General features: G+C 69.0%; 16 protein-coding genes. 5 read left to right on the top strand and 11 right to left on the bottom strand.

What is annotated here, in order from left to right; all coding sequences use genetic code 11:
- The first annotated feature begins 81 nt into the window (after positions 1-81).
- The 4 genes from K883_RS23000 to cydC all read left to right on the top strand — a co-directional run bounded on the left by K883_RS23000 (position 82) and on the right by cydC (position 5,973).
- Positions 82-1,554, top strand: a complete 1,473-nt coding sequence (locus tag K883_RS23000; protein ID WP_014711908.1) for a cytochrome ubiquinol oxidase subunit I — start codon at positions 82-84, stop codon at positions 1,552-1,554.
- 42 nt (positions 1,555-1,596) lie between these two features.
- Positions 1,597-2,637: a cytochrome d ubiquinol oxidase subunit II gene (gene cydB / locus K883_RS23005; protein WP_036455975.1), complete on the top strand. Its 1,041-nt coding sequence runs from the start codon at positions 1,597-1,599 to the stop codon at positions 2,635-2,637.
- 62 nt (positions 2,638-2,699) lie between these two features.
- Positions 2,700-4,313: a thiol reductant ABC exporter subunit CydD gene (gene cydD / locus K883_RS23010; protein WP_081656376.1), complete on the top strand. Its 1,614-nt coding sequence runs from the start codon at positions 2,700-2,702 to the stop codon at positions 4,311-4,313.
- The gene (cydC, locus tag K883_RS23015) at positions 4,300-5,973 is read left to right on the top strand and encodes a thiol reductant ABC exporter subunit CydC (protein ID WP_020822809.1); all 1,674 of its coding nucleotides are present in this window, start codon (positions 4,300-4,302) and stop codon (positions 5,971-5,973) included. Before cydD ends, cydC begins: the two co-directional genes overlap by 14 nt.
- Before the next feature lie 26 nt (positions 5,974-5,999).
- On the opposite strand, the gene usfY is transcribed toward cydC, so the two are convergent.
- From usfY to K883_RS23070, 11 genes are all read right to left on the bottom strand, one after another.
- Complete coding sequence (usfY, locus tag K883_RS23020) at positions 6,000-6,311, bottom strand: protein UsfY (protein WP_014385114.1); 312 nt, start codon at positions 6,309-6,311, stop codon at positions 6,000-6,002.
- Between the two features lie 143 nt (positions 6,312-6,454).
- Positions 6,455-7,852, bottom strand: a complete 1,398-nt coding sequence (locus K883_RS23025; RefSeq protein WP_036455977.1) for a bifunctional lysylphosphatidylglycerol flippase/synthetase MprF — start codon at positions 7,850-7,852, stop codon at positions 6,455-6,457.
- A 143-nt stretch (positions 7,853-7,995) separates the two neighbouring features.
- Positions 7,996-8,871 (bottom strand): acyl-CoA thioesterase II, encoded by an 876-nt coding sequence (locus tag K883_RS23030; RefSeq protein ID WP_081490114.1) that lies wholly within the window; start codon positions 8,869-8,871, stop codon positions 7,996-7,998.
- A gap of 26 nt (positions 8,872-8,897) precedes the next feature.
- A complete protein-coding gene (gene pyk, locus K883_RS23035; protein WP_014711914.1) occupies positions 8,898-10,316 on the bottom strand; it encodes a pyruvate kinase in 1,419 nt (472 codons plus the stop codon).
- Between the two features lie 66 nt (positions 10,317-10,382).
- Complete coding sequence (locus K883_RS23040; RefSeq protein WP_020822811.1) at positions 10,383-10,826, bottom strand: DUF2752 domain-containing protein; 444 nt, start codon at positions 10,824-10,826, stop codon at positions 10,383-10,385.
- 51 nt (positions 10,827-10,877) lie between these two features.
- On the bottom strand, positions 10,878-12,488 hold the full coding sequence (locus K883_RS23045; protein ID WP_020822812.1) for a prolipoprotein diacylglyceryl transferase: 1,611 nt from the start codon (positions 12,486-12,488) through the stop codon (positions 10,878-10,880).
- Complete coding sequence (gene trpA / locus K883_RS23050) at positions 12,485-13,300, bottom strand: tryptophan synthase subunit alpha (protein ID WP_020822813.1); 816 nt, start codon at positions 13,298-13,300, stop codon at positions 12,485-12,487. Before trpA ends, K883_RS23045 begins: the two co-directional genes overlap by 4 nt.
- Positions 13,297-14,559, bottom strand: a complete 1,263-nt coding sequence (gene trpB, locus K883_RS23055; protein ID WP_179945125.1) for a tryptophan synthase subunit beta — start codon at positions 14,557-14,559, stop codon at positions 13,297-13,299. The genes trpA and trpB overlap by 4 nt, the downstream gene beginning before the upstream one ends.
- A gap of 70 nt (positions 14,560-14,629) precedes the next feature.
- The gene (trpC, locus tag K883_RS23060) at positions 14,630-15,448 is read right to left on the bottom strand and encodes an indole-3-glycerol phosphate synthase TrpC (RefSeq protein WP_008257758.1); all 819 of its coding nucleotides are present in this window, start codon (positions 15,446-15,448) and stop codon (positions 14,630-14,632) included.
- Positions 15,449-15,561: 113 nt separating this feature from the next.
- Positions 15,562-16,242, bottom strand: a complete 681-nt coding sequence (locus K883_RS23065; protein ID WP_051197737.1) for a TIGR02234 family membrane protein — start codon at positions 16,240-16,242, stop codon at positions 15,562-15,564.
- Positions 16,235-17,773 (bottom strand): anthranilate synthase component I, encoded by a 1,539-nt coding sequence (locus tag K883_RS23070; RefSeq protein ID WP_020822816.1) that lies wholly within the window; start codon positions 17,771-17,773, stop codon positions 16,235-16,237. The genes K883_RS23065 and K883_RS23070 overlap by 8 nt, the downstream gene beginning before the upstream one ends.
- A gap of 53 nt (positions 17,774-17,826) precedes the next feature.
- On the opposite strand from K883_RS23070, the gene K883_RS23075 reads away from it, so the two are divergent.
- Complete coding sequence (locus K883_RS23075) at positions 17,827-18,285, top strand: peroxiredoxin (protein ID WP_020822817.1); 459 nt, start codon at positions 17,827-17,829, stop codon at positions 18,283-18,285.
- Positions 18,286-18,287 lie beyond the last annotated feature (2 nt).

The following is an 18,287-nucleotide window of genomic DNA, read 5'->3' on the forward strand; positions in this document are numbered from 1 at the left end:
GCGCCGGTGGCGCAGGCGCCTACCCATCTACTACACTCTGTCGTAGCCGTTGATCGGGCCTCCGCAGTCGGGAGATGACAGATGAATGTCGTCGATATTTCGCGGTGGCAGTTCGGTATTGTTACCGTCTACCACTTCATCTTTGTGCCGCTCACGATCGGTTTGGCCCCACTGATCGCCATCATGCAGACGGTGTGGGTGGCTACCGGGAACACCGCGTGGTACCGGCTGACCAAGTTCTTCGGCAAGCTGTTCTTGATCAACTTCGCCATCGGTGTGGCGACCGGCATCGTCCAGGAATTTCAGTTCGGGATGAACTGGAGCGAGTATTCGCGGTTCGTCGGCGACATCTTCGGTGCACCGCTGGCGATGGAAGGGCTGTTCGCCTTCTTCTTCGAATCCACGTTCATCGGCTTGTGGATCTTCGGCTGGAGCCGGCTGCCGAAGCTGCTCCACCTGGCCTGCATCTGGATCGTCGCGATCGGTGTCAACGCCTCGGCGTTCTTCATCATCGCGGCGAACTCGTTCATGCAACACCCGGTCGGCGCGCACTACAACCCGGCGACACGGCGCGCCGAGCTGGACAGCATTTTCGCCCTGCTGTCCAATAACACTGCGCAAGCGGCGTTTTCACACACCGTGGCGGGAGCGCTGCTGACCGCCGGCACCTTCGTCGCCGCCGTCAGCGCGTGGTGGATGGTGCGCTCACGCAGGACCGAATCCACCGCCCCCGCCGCGGAAACCGAGGCCCGCACCATGTTTCGCCCCGCGGCAATCCTGGGCTGCGGGGTGGTGCTGCTCGCCGCGGTCGGCCTGTTCTTCACCGGCGATCGCCAGGGCAAGCTGATGTTCGTCCAGCAGCCGATGAAGATGGCGTCGGCGGAGGCGTTGTGCCGCACACAAACCGACCCCGATTTCTCGGTGCTGACCATCGGCACCCACAACAATTGCGGCAGCGTCACGGAAGTGATCAAGGTGCACTACGTGCTGCCGTTCCTGGCCGAGGGCAAGCTCAGCGGCGTGACGCTGCAGGGGGTGAACGAGCTGCAGCAGCAGTACCAGCACCGCTTCGGACCCGACGACTACCGGCCGAACCTGTTCGTCACCTACTGGTCGTTCCGATTGATGATCGGGTTCCTGGTGTTCCCCGTGGTGTTCGCCCTGACCGTGCTGTGGCTGACCCGCGCCGGGCGAACCCCCAAGGGCCGCTGGTTTTCCTGGTTCGCACTGCTCACCATTCCCACGCCGTTTTTGGCCAACATCTCGGGTTGGGTGTTCACCGAGATGGGCCGGCAGCCATGGGTGGTGGCTCCGAACCCGACCGGTGACCCGCTGGTCCGGATGACCGTCCGCGAAGGCGTGTCGAACCACGTGCCGGGCATGGTCATCACGTCGCTGGTGACCTTCACCGTCGTCTACGCGGTGCTGGCGGTCGTGTGGTTCTTTCTGCTCAAGCGTTACACCGTCGAAGGGCCGCTGGAACACGACGCGGAACCCGCTCCCCCGCAGGCGCCCGACGCTGACGAGGTGGCGCCCCTGTCGTTCGCCTACTAAGGGCGTGATGGGGCTTATCGACGCCGAAAGGAGCTGATCGCAGTGGGACTGCAAGAAGTGTGGTTCGGCATCATCGGGATGCTGTTCCTGGGGTTCTTCATCCTCGAGGGCTTCGACTTCGGCGTGGGCATGTTGATGGAGCCGTTCGCGCGCGCGGGCATCGGTGAGGCCGAGCCGTTGCGGCGCACGGCGCTCAACACCATCGGCCCGGTCTGGGATGGCAACGAGGTGTGGCTGATCGTCGGCGGTGCGGCGATGTTCGCCGCCTTTCCCGGTTGGTACGCCACCGTGTTCTCGACGCTGTACCTGCCGTTGCTGGCGATCCTGTTCGGCATGATCGTGCGTGCCGTGGCGATCGAGTGGCGCGGCAAGATCGACGACACAAAATGGCGCGGCTGGGCGGATTTCGGCATCGCTGCCGGCTCGTGGCTGCCGGCCGTCTTGTGGGGTGTCGCGTTCGCCGTCCTGGTCCGCGGGCTTCCGGTGGACGCCGCGGGCCACATTCACCTGTCGGTCGCCGACGTGCTGCACCCGTATACGGTGTTGGGCGGCTTGGCGACCGCCGGTCTGTTCTTGCTGTACGGAGCGGTGTTCGTCGCGTTGAAGACGTCCGGCGCCATCCGTGAGGACGCCCACCGGTTCGCCGTGTGGCTCTCGCTGCCGGTGACCGGACTGGTTGCGGGCTTTGGACTTTGGACGCAACTGGCGTACGGCAAAAACTGGACCTGGGCGGTGCTGGCCGCCGCGGTGGTCGCGCAGGTGGTCGCGGTGCTGCTGGTGTGGCGGCGGGCCTCCGACGGCTGGGCGTTCACGTGCGTCGCGCTGGTGGTCGCGGCGGTGGTGATCCTGTTGTTCGGCTCGCTGTATCCGAACCTGGTGCCCTCGACCTTGAACAGGCAGTGGAGTCTCACCATCTACAACGCGTCGTCGACGCACTACACGCTCAAGGTCATGACGTGGGTGACCGCCTTCATGGCGCCGCTGACGGTGGTGTACCAGGCATGGACGTACTGGGTGTTCCGGCAACGGATCTCGGCCGAGCGGATACCCGCACCCATCGGTCTGGCAAGGCGCCCGTCCTGAGCGGTAACGACCGCGCGAGCCGGGCGCCACTGGACCCGAGACTGTGGCGGGCATCGGCGGCGCTGCGCCGCTATCTGGTCGCCGCGGTGGGTTGCGGGGTGCTGATCTCCGGCTGCGCGATCGGCTCGGCGATCGTGTTGGCGCGCATCGTCGCACGCGTCGTCGACGATCCCCCCGCGCGCGGCCTGCACGCCTGGTGGGGTCCGCTGTCACTCCTGTTGGCGCTGTGGGTAATTCGCGCGATAGGGCATTGGTTTCAGGCCCGATTGGGGCAGCGGGGGGCCAGCGCCGTCATCGCGGACCTGTCCGGCCGGGTGCTCGATGCGGTGACCGCCAGGCAGCCCGGTGAGCTCGCGGCGCAACGCGACGCCGCCGCGGTGGTGGTCACCCGCGGACTCGACGGCCTGCGGCCCTACCTCACCGGATACCTGCCGGCGTTGCTGCTCGCCGCGATCCTGACGCCGGCCACCGTCGCCGTGATCGCGGCCTACGACCTGAAATCGACGGCGATCGTGGCGATCACGCTGCCGCTGATACCGGTCTTCATGGTGCTGATCGGGCTGGCGACCCGGGACCGCTCGGCGGCCGCCCTGGCCGCGATGACCACCCTGCAGGCGCGGCTGCTGGACCTGATCGCCGGGATCCCCACCCTGCGGGCGTTGGGACGCGGCGCGGGCCCCGAACAGCGCATCGCCGAACTCGCCGCCGCGCACCGCCGCTCGGCCATGGCGACGCTGCGGATCGCCTTCCTGTCGGCTCTGGTGCTGGAATTGCTGGCCACCCTGGGGGTGGCGCTGATCGCCGTCGGAATCGGGCTCCGCCTGGTGTTCGGCGAGATGACCCTGACCACGGGGTTGACGGTGCTGTTGCTGGCGCCGGACGTGTACTGGCCGCTGCGCCGCATCGGCGTGGAGTTCCATGCCGCTCAAGACGGAAGGGCCGCGGCCGGTGCGGCGTTCGCCCTCATCGGCGAGCACACCCCGGCCAAGGGCGGCACCCGGACGGTGACCGCGCGCGGCGCGCCGATCCGCCTCGAACGTCTCACCGTCGCCGGCCGCGACGGTCGGGCGCCGTGGGATCTGAACGCGGTGATCGAGCCCGGCGCCGTGACCGTGCTGACCGGGCGCAACGGTGCCGGGAAAAGCACCACGCTGCAGGCGATCGCCGGCATCACCGTGGCCTCGTCGGGCCGGGTCACCGTCGCCGGGGTCGATGTCGCGGATCTCGAGCCGGCCCGGTGGTGGGCTCAGCTGTCCTGGCTGCCCCAACGCCCGGTGCTCGTTCCCGGCACCGTCGATGACAACCTGGCGCTGCTCGGAGAGCTCGAGGACCGCGAAACCGCCTGTGCGGTATCCGGATTCGACGCCGTGTTGGCCGAGATTCCCGAGGGGGGCGACACCGTGCTGGGGCGCGGCGGCGTCGGGCTTTCTTTGGGACAGCGGCAACGGCTGGGTCTCGCGCGGGCCCTCGGATCGACGGCCGACGTGCTGTTGCTCGACGAGCCGACCGCGCACCTGGACGCGCGCACCGAGGAACGGGTCTTGCGGGCCATCGCGGCGCGGGCGCGCGCCGGTGCGACCGTGATCGTGGTCGGGCACCGCGAGCCGGTTTTGGCCATCGGCGATCGGGTCGTCGAGGTGATCGCCGACCGTGGGGTGCGCTATGCCCCGGCCTGATTCGGCGGCGACTCGCCCTGAACCCCTATTTGCCGCCGCGGCGCTGCTGCGGCCCCGGTTGCCGCGCGTGCTGGCCGCGATCACGCTCGGGGTGCTCTCGCTGGGCAGCGCGCTGGCGCTGGCCGGTGTTGCGGCGTGGCTGATCACCCGCGCCTGGCAGATGCCGCCCGTGCTCGACCTCTCGGTCGCCGCGGTCGCGGTGCGCCTGTTCGCGATCTCGCGGGCCGTGCTGCATTACTGCGAGCGCCTGGTCACCCACGACACAGCCCTGCGCGCCGCCGGCACCGCCCGGGTGCAGGTCTATCAGCGGCTGGCGCGTGGGCCCGCGGCGGCCGCCGTCCGGCTGCACAGCGGTGAGCTGGTGTCCCGGGTGGGCGCCGACGTCGACGACCTGGCGAACGTCTTGGTGCGCGCCCTGGTTCCGATCGGCGTCGCGGCGGTGCTGGCGCTCGCGGCCACCGCGGTCGTCGCCGCCATTTCGCCGGCGGCGGCCGTCGTGCTCGCCATCTGCCTGCTCATCGCCGGTTTCGTCGCTCCCCGACTCGCCGCGCGGGCCGCCGCGACCCAGGAGGAGATCGCGCGGCAGCAGCATTCCGAGCGCGACACCTCGGCGCTCGTCGCGCTCGAACACGCGCCCGAGCTTCGCGTCGCCGGGCTGCTCCCCGGCGTCATCGCCGAATCGCAACGCCGGCACCGCGCCTGGGGTGACGCCCTGGACACCGCGGCCAAACCGGCCGCCATTGCCGAGGCGATGACCACGGCGGCCGTCGGGGCCAGCGTGCTGGGTGCGGTGGTGGCCGGGATCGGGTTGGCACCCGCGGTCGCGCCCACCACGCTCGCCGTGCTGATGTTGCTGCCGCTGTCCGCCTTCGAGGCGATGACGCCCCTGCCGGCGGCGGCCGTGCAGCTGACCCGGTCGCGGATCGCCGCGCGGCGGTTGCTCGAGTTGGCGGCCGAGGGCCCGCGCGAGACCGTCGACGCCACGCAGACGACACCGAGGCCGGTCGGCACCTGCCGGTTGTCCGCGGACGTGCGTTCGGGTCACAGCGCGGCAGGCTCGATCCGCGTCGCGCTGGACCTGCCCCCGGGCGCGCGGTTGGCGGTGACCGGCGCCAGCGGCTCGGGGAAGACGACGCTGCTGATGACGCTCGCCGGGTTGCTGCCGCCGCGCGAAGGGCAGGTGCTGCTCGACGGCGTCGCCGCGACTCGGTTCGACGAAGCCGATTTGCGCTGCGCCATCGGCTTTTTCGCGGAGGACGCCCACATTTTCGCCACCACGATCCGGGACAACCTGCTGGTCGCCCGCGGCGACCGCCGCGACGACGAACTCACCGCGGCCCTGGGCGCCGTCGGGCTGGGCGGGTGGCTCGCCGGCTTGCCCGAGGGCTTGGCCACGGTGTTGATCGGTGGCGCGCAATCCCTTTCGGCGGGCCAGCGCCGGCGGCTGCTGCTGGCCAGGGCGGTCCTCTCGCCCGCGCGGATCGTGCTGCTCGACGAACCCACCGAACACCTCGACGTCACCGACGCCGAGAAGGTCCTGCGCGACCTGTTGGCCCCGGATTCCCGGCTGCTGTCCCCCGAGCGCACCGTGGTGGTGGCCACTCACCACCTGCCCAAGGGACTTGGCTGCGACGAGCTGCGCGTCGATCACAAAGCCTGAACTACCGCGTGTCAGCCGGGCAGCGGTCAGCTGGCCGGGCGCTGCCGATGGGCGTCCGGGTGCTCGTCATACCAGCGGTTCTCGAGCTTGCGGACCCGCCCGCGTTCGACCTTGAGCCACACCAACCCGACCGTGATCGCCGCGATCGCGATCGCGCCGCCGATCAGGCTCCGGCCCTCGTGGCCGGTGCCGAGGGCGACGAGGCACCGAAAGACGGCGATCACCCCCACCAGCATGAACAGGTAGCCCGGCCAGCTCATCACGTCGATCAGCGACTCACCCGCATGCGGCCTGGTCGTCCTCGCATGGTCGATGGGGTCGCGAAACGTGTCACCCATGACAAAGCGCCTTTCCCCGTGTGTCCACCGCGGTATCCGGGGGTGCCTACCTCTTCAACGGTAGCGACGAAGGGTGAGAATGTGCTGTCGGGTAACTGGACGGCCGCTGCCAATCAGGCTGTCCCCCATGGCCGGCGGCACGCTCAGAGGTGTCGGCGGCGTGGCATGAACTCCAGCGACAGCAGCACGAACAGTAGCGGGACGATCTGTGTCATGGAGATCAGCGCGTAGCGCCGCGCGTCGAGCGCGTGCCACTTGCGCACGTACCGGTATAACGACTCGAGCGCGATCAGCGGGTCGAGGATGTGGATCAGCCGGTAGAACACGCGCTGGGTCCAGCCGCGGTTCTTGTCGTCGAATATCTCGGGGAAAGCGGCGAATGCGAGCGAAACCCGCTGTGCCCCATTGTCTTTGCCGGCCATGATCATGTCGACGCTGAGCCGCTCGTCGAGTCCGTTGGGGGCGCCGCGGCGTCGCCACGGGACGTCGAGGGTGATGTCGCTGCCGCCGCCGGCCGTGGCGTATCGGTGAAAGGCCTGCACCTTGCCGGTGGCGTCCCTGGCGATGATCAGCTGTATCCCCGGGAAACGGCCTTCCAGGACGCCGTCGAGATTCATGTGGAATCCGCGGTCGGCGCGAGCCCCCTTGGACGATTCCCGCACCACCTCGGTCAGCTCGGCCAGCAACGTGTGGTCGAGCTCCTGCTCGGCCACGATTTCGGTTGTGACACCGCAGTTATGGGTGCGCTTGACCGCCTGACGCAGGTTGCGGAACCTGCGGCCCACCATGTCGAAGCCCGACACGTCGACAACGACGTCGCGCCCAATCGGTATGGCCCGCAACGTTTGTCCCAGGACGGCCGGGTCGGTCCAGAGTTCGCGCCGCCGCTCGCCGCACCCCACCACCGCGATGCGCCATCCGTGGGCATGACAGGTGGCGGCGAAATCGGCCACCAGTTCGCCGAAACGCTTCTCCTCGCCGATGGGGTCGCCGCTCACCACGGCGATTCCCATCCGCGTCCGGTAGGCCAGCGCCGCGGAGCCGTCGGCGGTGAAGTGGTAGCTCTTGCCGGTCTGCATTGTGAACGGCGCCAACGCGTCATCGCGGGTCACCTTGATCAATTCCCACACGCGCGGCAGGTCGGCGGGCCGCGGGTGTGAGGTCATCGGCCACATCAACACCAGGCCCGAGCTGGCGATCACGACGTCACCGAGCAGATCGAAGGACAGCACGTGCATGCCCAGCCCCGCCAGCACGAAAAACGCGGCCGCAATGGCGTGCATCGTCGTCACCGGGCGGCCCAGGAAGACGCCGCGCGCGATCCACGCCACCGCGACCAGGACCGTCAACGACCACGCCAACCGGTCGGCGAAATGCCAGTTGGGTTGGCTGTGGTGACGGGCGAGTATCTCGATGAGCCAGCACGCCGCGCACAGCAGCGCCAGGGCGCCGATCAACCGGGCCGCCCGCGAATCGGCCGAGACGACAACACGTTCGCGCACGCGAGGTCGTGCTGTGACGTCCACCACCGGCCCGTTCACACTCACCTCCCGATGCGCTGACAACAGCTGGGCGGCATGTCTGCCGCCTCTGCACCGAATACCCGGCTACGTCAAAGCTACGCCCGATCAGGGCCCATCCGGGAGAGATTCGGGCGGATATCCTGCAGCTATTGGGTAACGGTTTATCGGGCAGAAGACGGAAAGTACTTCAGCACGCCCTCCTGCACCACCGTGGCGAGCGGCTGCCCGGACCGGTCGAAGAAGTGCCCGGTGCCCAGGCCACGCGAATCCGCGGCCACGGGCGACGACGTCGAGTACAACACCCAGTCGTTGAAGTTGACCTGCCGGTGAAACCAGATGGAATGGTTGGCAGACGCGGCGAAGATGCGGTCGAAGCCCCAGGAGAGGCCGTGCGTGGTGATGACCGAGTCGAGCACCGTGGTGTCCGAGGAGTACACCATTGTCGCCGTGTGCAATACCGGGTCCTCGGGAACCTCGCCCAGTGCCTTGACCCAGACCCGGTTGTGGGGCAGCCGGTCCCCCTTCGTCCGCATCACCCACGCCGGGTCATTGGTGTAGCGCCACTCGATGGGCTGCAGGGCGTTGACGAAGTGCGGGACCGTCTCCTCGTACCCGCGCAACAGCTCGCCGATCGTGGGTTGGGTGTGCGGTTCGGCGACCTGCGGCGGCTCGATGCCGTGCTCGAGGCCCCGGCCGCCGGCCATGTAGGAGACCATGGCCGAGCACAGCAACGTGCCGTCTTGCGTCGCGTCGACGCGCCGGTTGGCGAACCGCCGCTCGTCGCGCAGCCGGGTAACGCGGTATTCGATGTCCTTGCCGGTGTCGCCACCGTTGATGAAGTGCACCGAGAGCGCGCTCGGCGGCAGGTCGCCGCGAACCAGGCTCCGGCTGGCCGCGACGAACGCTTGCGACATGAGCTGACCGCCGAACGTCCGCATCGGGTTCTTGCTGGGATGCGAGCCGATGAACAGGTCATCATCGAGACGATCGAGGTCGAGTGTCGCCAGCAGTTCCTGGAAATCAGAATCGGTGCTGATGGCGGCCTCTCCTTCGGGTCCGGGCGTTAGACGTCGTCCTCCCCGATCCGGTGCACGTGGATCAGGTTGGTCGACCCTACTGTGCCAGGTGGCGCGCCGGCGACGATGACCACCAGGTCGCCGCGCTTGTAGCGGCCGAGTTCGAGCAGCGACTTGTCGACCTGGCGGATCATGCCGTCCGTGGAGGTCATCATCGGGACGATGAACGTTTCGGTGCCCCAGGTCATGGCGAGCTGGCTGCGCACCTCGGGCCAGGCGGTGAAGGCCAGCAGCGGCAGCGGGGTGTGCAGGCGCGCGAGCCGCTTGACCGTGTCGCCGGATTGGGTGAAGGCGACCAGGGCTTTGGCGTCGAGCCGCTCGCCGATGTCGCGGGCCGCGTAGGAGATCACGCCGCGTTTGGTGCGGGGCACGTGGGTCAGCGGCGGGGCGGCGGTGGAATTGTCCTCGACCGCGCAGATGATGCGCGACATGGTCCGCACGGCAGCCATCGGATACTTGCCCACCGACGTCTCCCCGGACAGCATCACCGCGTCGGCGCCGTCGAGGACGGCGTTGGCGACGTCGGAGGCCTCGGCGCGGGTCGGGCGTGAGTTCTCGATCATGGAATCGAGCATCTGGGTGGCCACGATGACGGGTTTCGCGTTCTCCCGGGCCATCTGGATGGCCCGCTTCTGCACCAGCGGAACCTCTTCCAGGGGCAGCTCGACGCCGAGGTCGCCGCGGGCCACCATGATGGCGTCGAAGGCCAGCACGATGGCTTCCAGATTGTCGACGGCTTCGGGCTTTTCCAGCTTGGCGATCACCGGAACCCGTCGCCCGACCCGGTCCATCACCTCGTGCACCAGCTCGACGTCGGCCGGCGAGCGCACGAAGGACAGGGCGACCAGGTCGACGCCGAGGTCCAGGGCGAAGGTGAGGTCCTCGATGTCCTTCTCCGACAAGGCCGGTGCCGACACGTTCATGCCCGGCAACGAGATTCCCTTGTTGTTGCTGACCGGGCCGCCCTCGACGACCGTGCAGATGACGTCGTCGCCCTCGATGCCGTCGACCACCAGGCAGACCTTGCCGTCGTCGACCAGAACCCGGTCACCGACGGCGGCGTCCTCGGCCAGTTTCTTGTAGGTGGTCGACACCCGGTCGTGGCTGCCCTCGACGTCGGCGACGGTGATCCGGACGGTCTCACCGTCGGCCCAGTAGGTTGGGCCGGTCGCGAAGCGTCCCAGCCTGATCTTGGGGCCCTGCAAATCGGCGAGCACGCCGACGGCGCGGCCGGTGGCGTCGGAGGCCACCCGGACCCGTTCGTAGGCGGCTTTGTGATCGGCATAATCACCGTGGCTGAAGTTCAACCGGGCGACGTCCATTCCCGCCTCAACCAGCGCCAAGATCAACTCGTCCGAATTGGTCGCAGGCCCAAGGGTGCAGACGATCTTCCCGCGTCTACTCACGCCGACCCAGCATAGTCGCGTGTGACCCCCGGGGCGTGCACATAACGCCGCCGGGGCAGTGTGCTTTTACCCACCAAGAACGGTCGGAATCAACGGGAAGGCGGGCAAGTTACGCGCAACCGTCCAAACGGCCGTCGCGACCACGACGGTCAGCAACACCGGCCGTGACAGCGGCGATGCGCCGCGCGCGCGGCGAACCACCAGCCACGCGGCCAGCATCGGGATTGCGACCAGCACGAAAACGTTGTCGTGGAGGGCGGCCGCCAGGTCGCCGTGCACCACGTCATACGTCATCCGCAGCCCGCCGCAAAACGGGCAATTCCAGCCGGTGAGCCACCTGAACGGACACGGCGGATAGATCGACGCGGGATTGTGCGGGTCGGCCAGCGCGACATAGCCGAGCGCGCCGCCCAGCGCGAGGCCGGTCGCGGCCCCGACGTAGCCGAGATGATGACGCAGACCGTGCGCACCGGCGTGCGCGGGTGGCAGGGCGGGCCTCGCGTTGGTCACAGTGCTTCCAGCATGCCAGACGCACCGCGCCCCGCCGTCATGAGCGGGTGGTCAGCGGCCCGACAGTCGGTTCCGCAGACGCGAGCCCCATCGCCGCCGGGTTTCCGGTTGATCCGAAATCTTTTCGGCGACGGGCTCTTCCGTAGTGGGTTCTGCGCTTTCGGCTTCCGGTTCCTCGCCTTGCGCCTCGCCGGCGGCTTCCGCTTGCGGCTCTTCGTCTTCCGCGGCGGCCTCCGCCTCGCCGAGCTCGACCTCCTCGGCCTCGGATTCCTCCGCCTCGGCCTCATCGGCCACCGCCTCGGCCTGCGGCTCGTCCGCGTCGCCTGCGGATTCTTCGGCTACCACCTCGTCGGCTTCCGCCTCGGCCGCTTCCCCTTGCGGCGCTTCGGCTTCCGCGGCGGCCTCCGCCTCGCCGAGCTCGACCTCCTCGGCCTCGGATTCCTCCGCCTCGGCCTCATCGGCCACCGCCTCGGCCTCCGGCTCTTCGGCGTCGCCTGCGGATTCTTCGGCCACCGCCTCGTCGGCTTCCGCCTCGTCGGCCTCTTCCACTTGCGGCGCTTCGACTTCCGCGGCGGCCTCCGGCTCGCCGAGCTCGACCTCCTCGGCCTCGGATTCCTCCGCCTCGGCCTCATCGGCCACCGCCTCGGCCTGCGGCTCTTCGGCTTGTGCCGCGCCGGCGATGGCCGCGGTCGGCACGTCGTCGTCACCGCCACCCGCCGCGGCCGTCGCACCCGCCGCACCTGCCGTCGCCGCAACGGTCGCCGGCTCCAGTTCGGCGGATTCCTCATCAACGTATTGGTTTCCGCGCAGGCTCTCGGGATCTTCGCGGCCCCTGGGCGCCGCCATGATGTACACCACGGCCCCGATGAACACGAAAGTCGATGTGAACGAATTGATCCGGATGCCGGCGATGTGGGTGGCGGTGTCGTCGCGCAGCAGCTCGACACAGAAGCGGCCCACGCAATAGCCGGCCACATAGAGCGCGAACAGCCGGCCATGTCCCAGCGTGAATCGCCGGTCCGCATAGATCAGCACGGCGAAAATCAGCAGGTTCCACAGCAATTCGTAGAGGAACGTCGGTTGCACGACGAGTGCCACCTGCCCGGTGGAGATCCCGTCCAGCGAATGCGGGTCGATGTATCCCGAGGGGTCCCGGCGGTAGAAGATCTCCAGCCCCCACGGCAGCGTGGTCTCGCGGCCATAGAGTTCCTGGTTGAAGTAGTTCCCGAGCCGACCGATGGCCTGCGCCAGAATGATTCCCGGGGCGATCGCGTCGGCGAAGGCCGGCAGCGGAATGCCGTGCCGGCGGCAGCCGATCCAGGCGCCCACACCCCCGAGCGCCACCGCACCCCAGATGCCCAGGCCGCCGTCCCAGATCCGGATCGCCGCCCCGAGCCCGGCTCCGCCCGGGCCCCAATAGGTTCGCCAGTCGGTGGCCAGGTGGTAGAGCCGACCACCGATCAACCCGAACGGCACGGTCCACAGCGCGATGTCGTAGATCACCCCACGTTCACCGCCGCGCGCCTCCCAGCGCCGGTCGCCGATCAGCAGGGCGGCCACGATGCCGGCGATGATGAACAGGGCATAGGCCCGGATGGGCAGCGGCCCGACGTGCCAGACGCCCTGCGCGGGACTCGGAAAATAGGCGAGCAACTTCGTCACGACGCCGCCGCCCTTTGACGTACACCGGCGGCGAGTTCCTCAGTGAGTGCGCGCAATGCGGTCAAACCCCCGTCCCCCAGCGCCGACACCAGCGCGGAACCGACAATGACACCGTCGGCGTAGCCGCCGATCTGGGCGGCTTGCTCACCCGACCGCACCCCCAGCCCGACACCGACGGGGATGTCCGATATCTCCTTGACCCTGCCCACCAATTCGGGCGCGGCGTTGGACACCACGTCGCGTGCTCCCGTGACGCCCATCGTCGACGCCGCGTAGACGAATCCGCGGGACGCCTCGACCGTCATCGCCAAGCGCTGCGGCGTCGAGGAGGGCGCCACCAGAAAAATCCGGTCCAACCGATGCGCCTCGGACGCCGCCAACCACTGCCCGGCTTCGTCGGGGATGAGGTCCGGAGTGATCAGGCCGTACCCGCCGGCCGATGCCAAGTCGCGGGCGAAGGCGTCAATTCCATAGCGCAACACGGGGTTCCAGTAGGTCATCACCACGGCGTGGCCACCGGCGGCGCTGATCGCCTCGACCGCGGCCAGGGTGTCGCGGACGCGCACTCCCCCGTGCAGCGCGGCCTCGGTGGCCTTGGCGATCGTCGGGCCGTCCATGCCGGGATCCGAATAGGGCACCCCGACTTCGACGATGTCGCAACCGGATTCGACCAGGGCGACCATCGCGTGCACGGACGTCGTCACATCCGGGTACCCGGTGGGCAGATAGCCGATCAGCGCGGCGCGACCGTCGTCGCGGCACACGTCGAAGATCGGCCCGAGCCTGCTGGCCTCGCTCTGCTTGACGGTCATCGGTCGCTGGATCCCAACAGCCCGAACCACTGCGCGGCCGTCTCGACGTCCTTGTCCCCGCGGCCGGACAGGTTCACCACGATGATCGAGGCCTTCCCCAATTCGGGGGCCACCTTCAGGGCCCCGGCCACCGCATGCGCGGATTCGATGGCGGGGATGATCCCCTCGGTGCGGCACAGGGTGCGGAATGCCTCCATCGCTTCGGAGTCGGTGATCGGCCGGTACTCGGCGCGTCCGCTCTCGCGCAGCCACGCGTGTTCCGGACCCACCCCCGGATAATCGAGACCCGCTGAGATGGAATGGGATTCGATGGTCTGCCCGTCGGAGTCCTGCAGCAGGTAGGAGAACGATCCCTGGAAAGCCCCGGGGGAACCGCCGCTGAAGGTCGCGGCGTGCCTTCCGGTTTCGACGCCGTCGCCGGCCGCCTCGAATCCGATCAGCCGCACGCCGGGATCGTCGATGAACGGGTGGAAGATGCCGATGGCGTTCGATCCGCCACCGATGCAGGCCAGCACCGCGTCGGGCAGCCGGCCCGCCTGCGCCTGGATCTGGGCGCGGGCCTCGAGACCGATGATGCGCTGAAAGTCGCGCACCATGGCGGGAAAGGGATGGGGCCCCGCCGCCGTGCCGAAGCAGTAGAAGGTGTTGTCGGCATTGGTAACCCAATCCCGGAACGCTTCATTGATGGCGTCCTTGAGCGTCCTCGAACCGCTCTGGACCGAGACGACCGTGGCTCCCAGCAAGCGCATCCGGGCCACGTTGAGCGCCTGGCGTTCGGTGTCGACGGCCCCCATGTAGATCACACACTCCAGGCCGAGCAGGGCGCACGCGGTCGCGGTCGCCACGCCGTGCTGACCGGCTCCGGTCTCGGCGATCACCCGCTTCTTGCCCATCCGCTGAGCGAGCAACGCCTGGCCGAGCACGTTGTTGATCTTGTGAGAACCGGTGTGGTTCAGGTCTTCTCGCTTGAGGAAGATGCGGGCGCCGGCCTGCTCGGACAGCCGAGGCGCCTCATACAGCGGTGACGGCCGCCCGGCGTAGTGCGCCTGCAGGTAGTCCAGGGTGTCCAGGAAATCCTGGTTGACGCGCTCCTTCTCGTAGGCCGCGGTGACCTCTTCGATCACGGCCATCAACGCCTCGGCAACGTAGCGGCCGCCGTACACACCGAAATGGCCACCCGCATCGGGTTCGTGGCGGGTGGGTTCGGCGATGGCTGCGCTCGGAAGCGGAAGGTCCGGGCGGGACAGATCCACCATCACCAAGGCTCTACGCGGGGATGGCTCATGGGGTTCAACGTTACAGCGAAGGGGCTCTTCAGTGACGCAGCGACTAGCGAGAGGGTTTCGGACAGGACGGATGGGTGCCCGCGGTGACCAGATCGGCGACCGCGGCGCGCGGGTCACCACTTTTGACCAGACCTTCGCCCACCAACACGGCGTCGGCACCCGCACCGGCGTACGCCAGCAGGTCTGCGGTACCGCGCACACCGGATTCGGCGATCCTGATCACGTTGCTGGGCAGCCCGGGAGCGATGCGCGCGAAGCAATCCCGGTCCACCGCCAGCGTGGCCAGATCGCGGGCGTTGACGCCGATTACGTTGGCCCCGGCCTTGAGCGCGCGGTCGGCCTCCTCTTCGGTGTGCACCTCGACGAGTGCCGTCATGCCCAGCGATTCGGTGCGGTCCAGCATCGACACCAACGCCGACTGCTCCAGCGCGGCGACGATGAGCAACAACATGTCGGCGCCGTGCGCACGCGCTTCGTGGATCTGATAGGGCTGCACCACAAAGTCTTTGCGCAAAATCGGTATCGAGACCGCCGCCCGAACCGCGTCGAGATCGTCGAGCGAACCGTGAAAGCGGCGCTCCTCGGTCAAGACGCTGATGATGCGCGCGCCGCCGTCCTCGTACGCCCTGGCCAGTTTGGCCGGATCGGCAATGGTCGCCAGGGAACCCGCCGACGGGCTGGCGCGCTTGACTTCGGCGATGACGCCGATTCCGGGCTCGCGCAGGGCGGCCATCACGTCGCGGGGCGGCGGCGCGGCCGCCGCGGCGGCCTTGATCTCGGACAGGCTGATGAGGGCTTCGCGCGCGGCAACGTCGGCCCGGACTCCCTCGAGGATGGAGTCAAGCACGGTTGCCGGACTCATGCCTGTCGTTTCCCTTCGCCCTGTCGCCCCGCTGTCATCCCACGGCCACTCGGTTGTCCCCGGCCGATTGCGACGGCGTCAATGAAGGGTAGCGGCCCGCGGCTTGCGGCCCGTCACCGACCCTCGGTGTCAGACTCGCTCGGCGCATCGGTTGGGTCACGCCCCTCGTCAAGCGCGTCCCAGATCATCCGCTCCGACATTTCCGGCGTCTGTCGCCCCTCCAGCATCGCCCCGGAGGCGTCGTCGCGTCGGGCAATCGAGCGGCGCGTCGCCGGCGTCGTGTACTTGATGGCGCTGGATCGGGCCGACCCGGAGTCCGACGCGGACCGCATCAGCAGGACGGCCGCGATCAGGGCGCACGCGGCGGCGGCCACCGTGACCCCGGCGCCCCAGTACCGTCGCTCGCTTCCTACCAGCGACATCACCGAGACGTGCGCCAGCTCGGCGCCGCGGACCGCCACGTCGGGCAGCGCCCACAGGCTGACGCCCAGGTAACCGACCGCCAGGCTGGCCAGCGCCAGCAACCCCGCCAGCGCGCGCAGCGGCCAGCCCCGCACGGCGATGGCGGCGACGGCCGCGGCCAGCAGCAGCATCGCCAACGGCAGCAGCGCCGTCGACCACGCCCCGCCGGACAACGTCACCTCCTTGGGCGGCCCCAGCCCGTCGAACGACCGGATCACCACCCAGGGCAGGCGCGAGGCCACCCACAGCGCGCCCGCGGCCACCACCAGCGTCGCCTGGGCGACGCGGATCAACCAGGGACTGTTCAGGCGGCGCGCCGAGGCCTCAGCCATCGCGGCCGGCCCCCGGCTCGGTCAGCGTCTCGGCCGCCGCGATCGCGCTGAGCACCGCGCGCGCCTTGTTGGTCGCCTCGGTGTATTCGTAGGGGCCGTTGGAGTCGGCGACCACCCCGCCCCCGGACTGCACGTAGGCGGTGCCGGCGCGCATCAGGGCGGTCCGGATGGCGATCGCGAAGTCGGCGTTGCCGGCGAAGTCCAGGTAGCCGACCACGCCGCCGTACAGGCCGCGGCGCGTCTTCTCCACCTCCTCGATCAGCTCCATGGCCCGCACCTTCGGCGCGCCCGACAGCGTGCCGGCCGGGAAGCAGGCCGTGACCGCGTCCAGGGCGGTCCGGCCCTCGCCTAGCAGCCCGGTCACCGTCGACACCAAATGCATGACGTGGCTATAGCGTTCGATGTGGCTGTAGTCCTCGACGCGGACGGTGCCCGGCGCGCACACCCGGCCGAGATCGTTGCGGCCCAGATCGACCAGCATCAAATGCTCGGCGCGTTCCTTCTCGTCGGCCAGCAGCTCCTTTTCCAGCAGCTGATCCTCTTCGTCGGTGTCCCCGCGCCAGCGGGTTCCGGCGATCGGATGGGTGGTCGCGACGCCGTCGGCGACGGTGACCAGCGCCTCCGGGCTGGACCCGACGATCGAAAAGTCCGTTCCCCCAGTGCTATTCGGCACGTGCAGCAGGTACATGTAGGGGCTCGGGTTGGTCACCCGCAGCATCCGGTACACGTCGATCGGGTCGACGGCGGTGTCCATTTCGAATCGCTGCGAGGGCACCACCTGAAAGGCTTCACCCGCGGCGATCTGCTCGACGAGGTAGTCGACGATCTTCCCGTATTCCTCGACGCTGCGCTGCGCGCGGTAGCGCGGCTCGGGCCGATCGAACGTGGCGACGGTCGACGACAGCGGCTGGCCCAGCGCCGCGGTCATCACGTCCAGCCGGGCGACCGCGTCGTCGTAGGCCTCGTCCACCCGCTCGTCGGTCCCGTTCCAGTTCACGGCGTTGGCGATCAGCGTGATGGTGCCCTCGTGGTGATCCACCGCCGCCACATCGGTGGCCAGCAGCAACAACATGTCCGGCAGGCCCAGGTCGTCGACGGCCAGCTCGGGCAGCCGCTCCAGGCGCCGCACCAGGTCGTAGGCGAAGAACCCGACCATGCCGCCCGACAGCGGCGGCAGACCCGCCAGCGGCCCGGTGGCCAGCAGCTCGAGGGTGGCCCGCAGGGCCCGCAGCGGGTCGCCTCCGGTGGGCGCGTCCTGCGGCACCACGCCGAGCCAGATCGCCTCGCCGTCGCGCACGGTCAGCGCCGAGGGCGCTCCGGCACCGATGAACGACCACCGCGACCAGGAGCGGCCGTGCTCGGCCGATTCCAGCAGAAACGTGCCCGGGCGGTTGGCGGCGAGTTTGCGGTAGGCCGACAGCGGCGTCTCGCTGTCGGCCAACACCTTGCGGGTCACCGGGACCACGCGGTGCTCGGCGGCCAGCTGGCGGAAATCCTCTCGTGAGGTCGTCGCGGCGAGGTGGGCGTGCACCGACCCATCCTCCCAGACGCGGGCGGACGGCCCGCGCGCGTAGCGTGTCCGCCATGAAACCTGGTGAGACCGTCGCCGACTTCGAACTGCCCGACCAGACGGGCACGCCGCGCAAGCTCAGCGAATTGCTGTCCAGCGGGCCCGTCGTGCTGTTCTTCTACCCTGCGGCGATGACGCCCGGCTGCACCAAGGAAGCGTGCCATTTCCGCGACCTGGCCTCCGAATTCGCCGCGGTCGGGGCCAACCGGGTGGGGATCAGCGCCGACCCGGTGGAAAAGCAGGCCAAGTTCGCCGACCTGCGGAAGTTCGACTACCCGCTGCTGTCGGACACCGACGGCGCCGTCGCCGCCCAATTCGGCGTCAAGCGCGGCCTGCTGGGCAAGCTGATGCCGGTCAAGCGCACCACGTTCGTCATCGACACCGACCGCACGGTGCTCGACGTGATCTCCAGCGAGTTCAACATGGACACCCACGCCGACAAGGCGCTGGCGACGCTGCGCGCCCGGTCCTAGCG

Source organism: Mycobacterium sp. TKK-01-0059 (assembly GCF_000709305.1).
In the GTDB taxonomy this organism is placed as follows: Bacteria; Actinomycetota; Actinomycetes; order Mycobacteriales; family Mycobacteriaceae; genus Mycobacterium; species Mycobacterium intracellulare.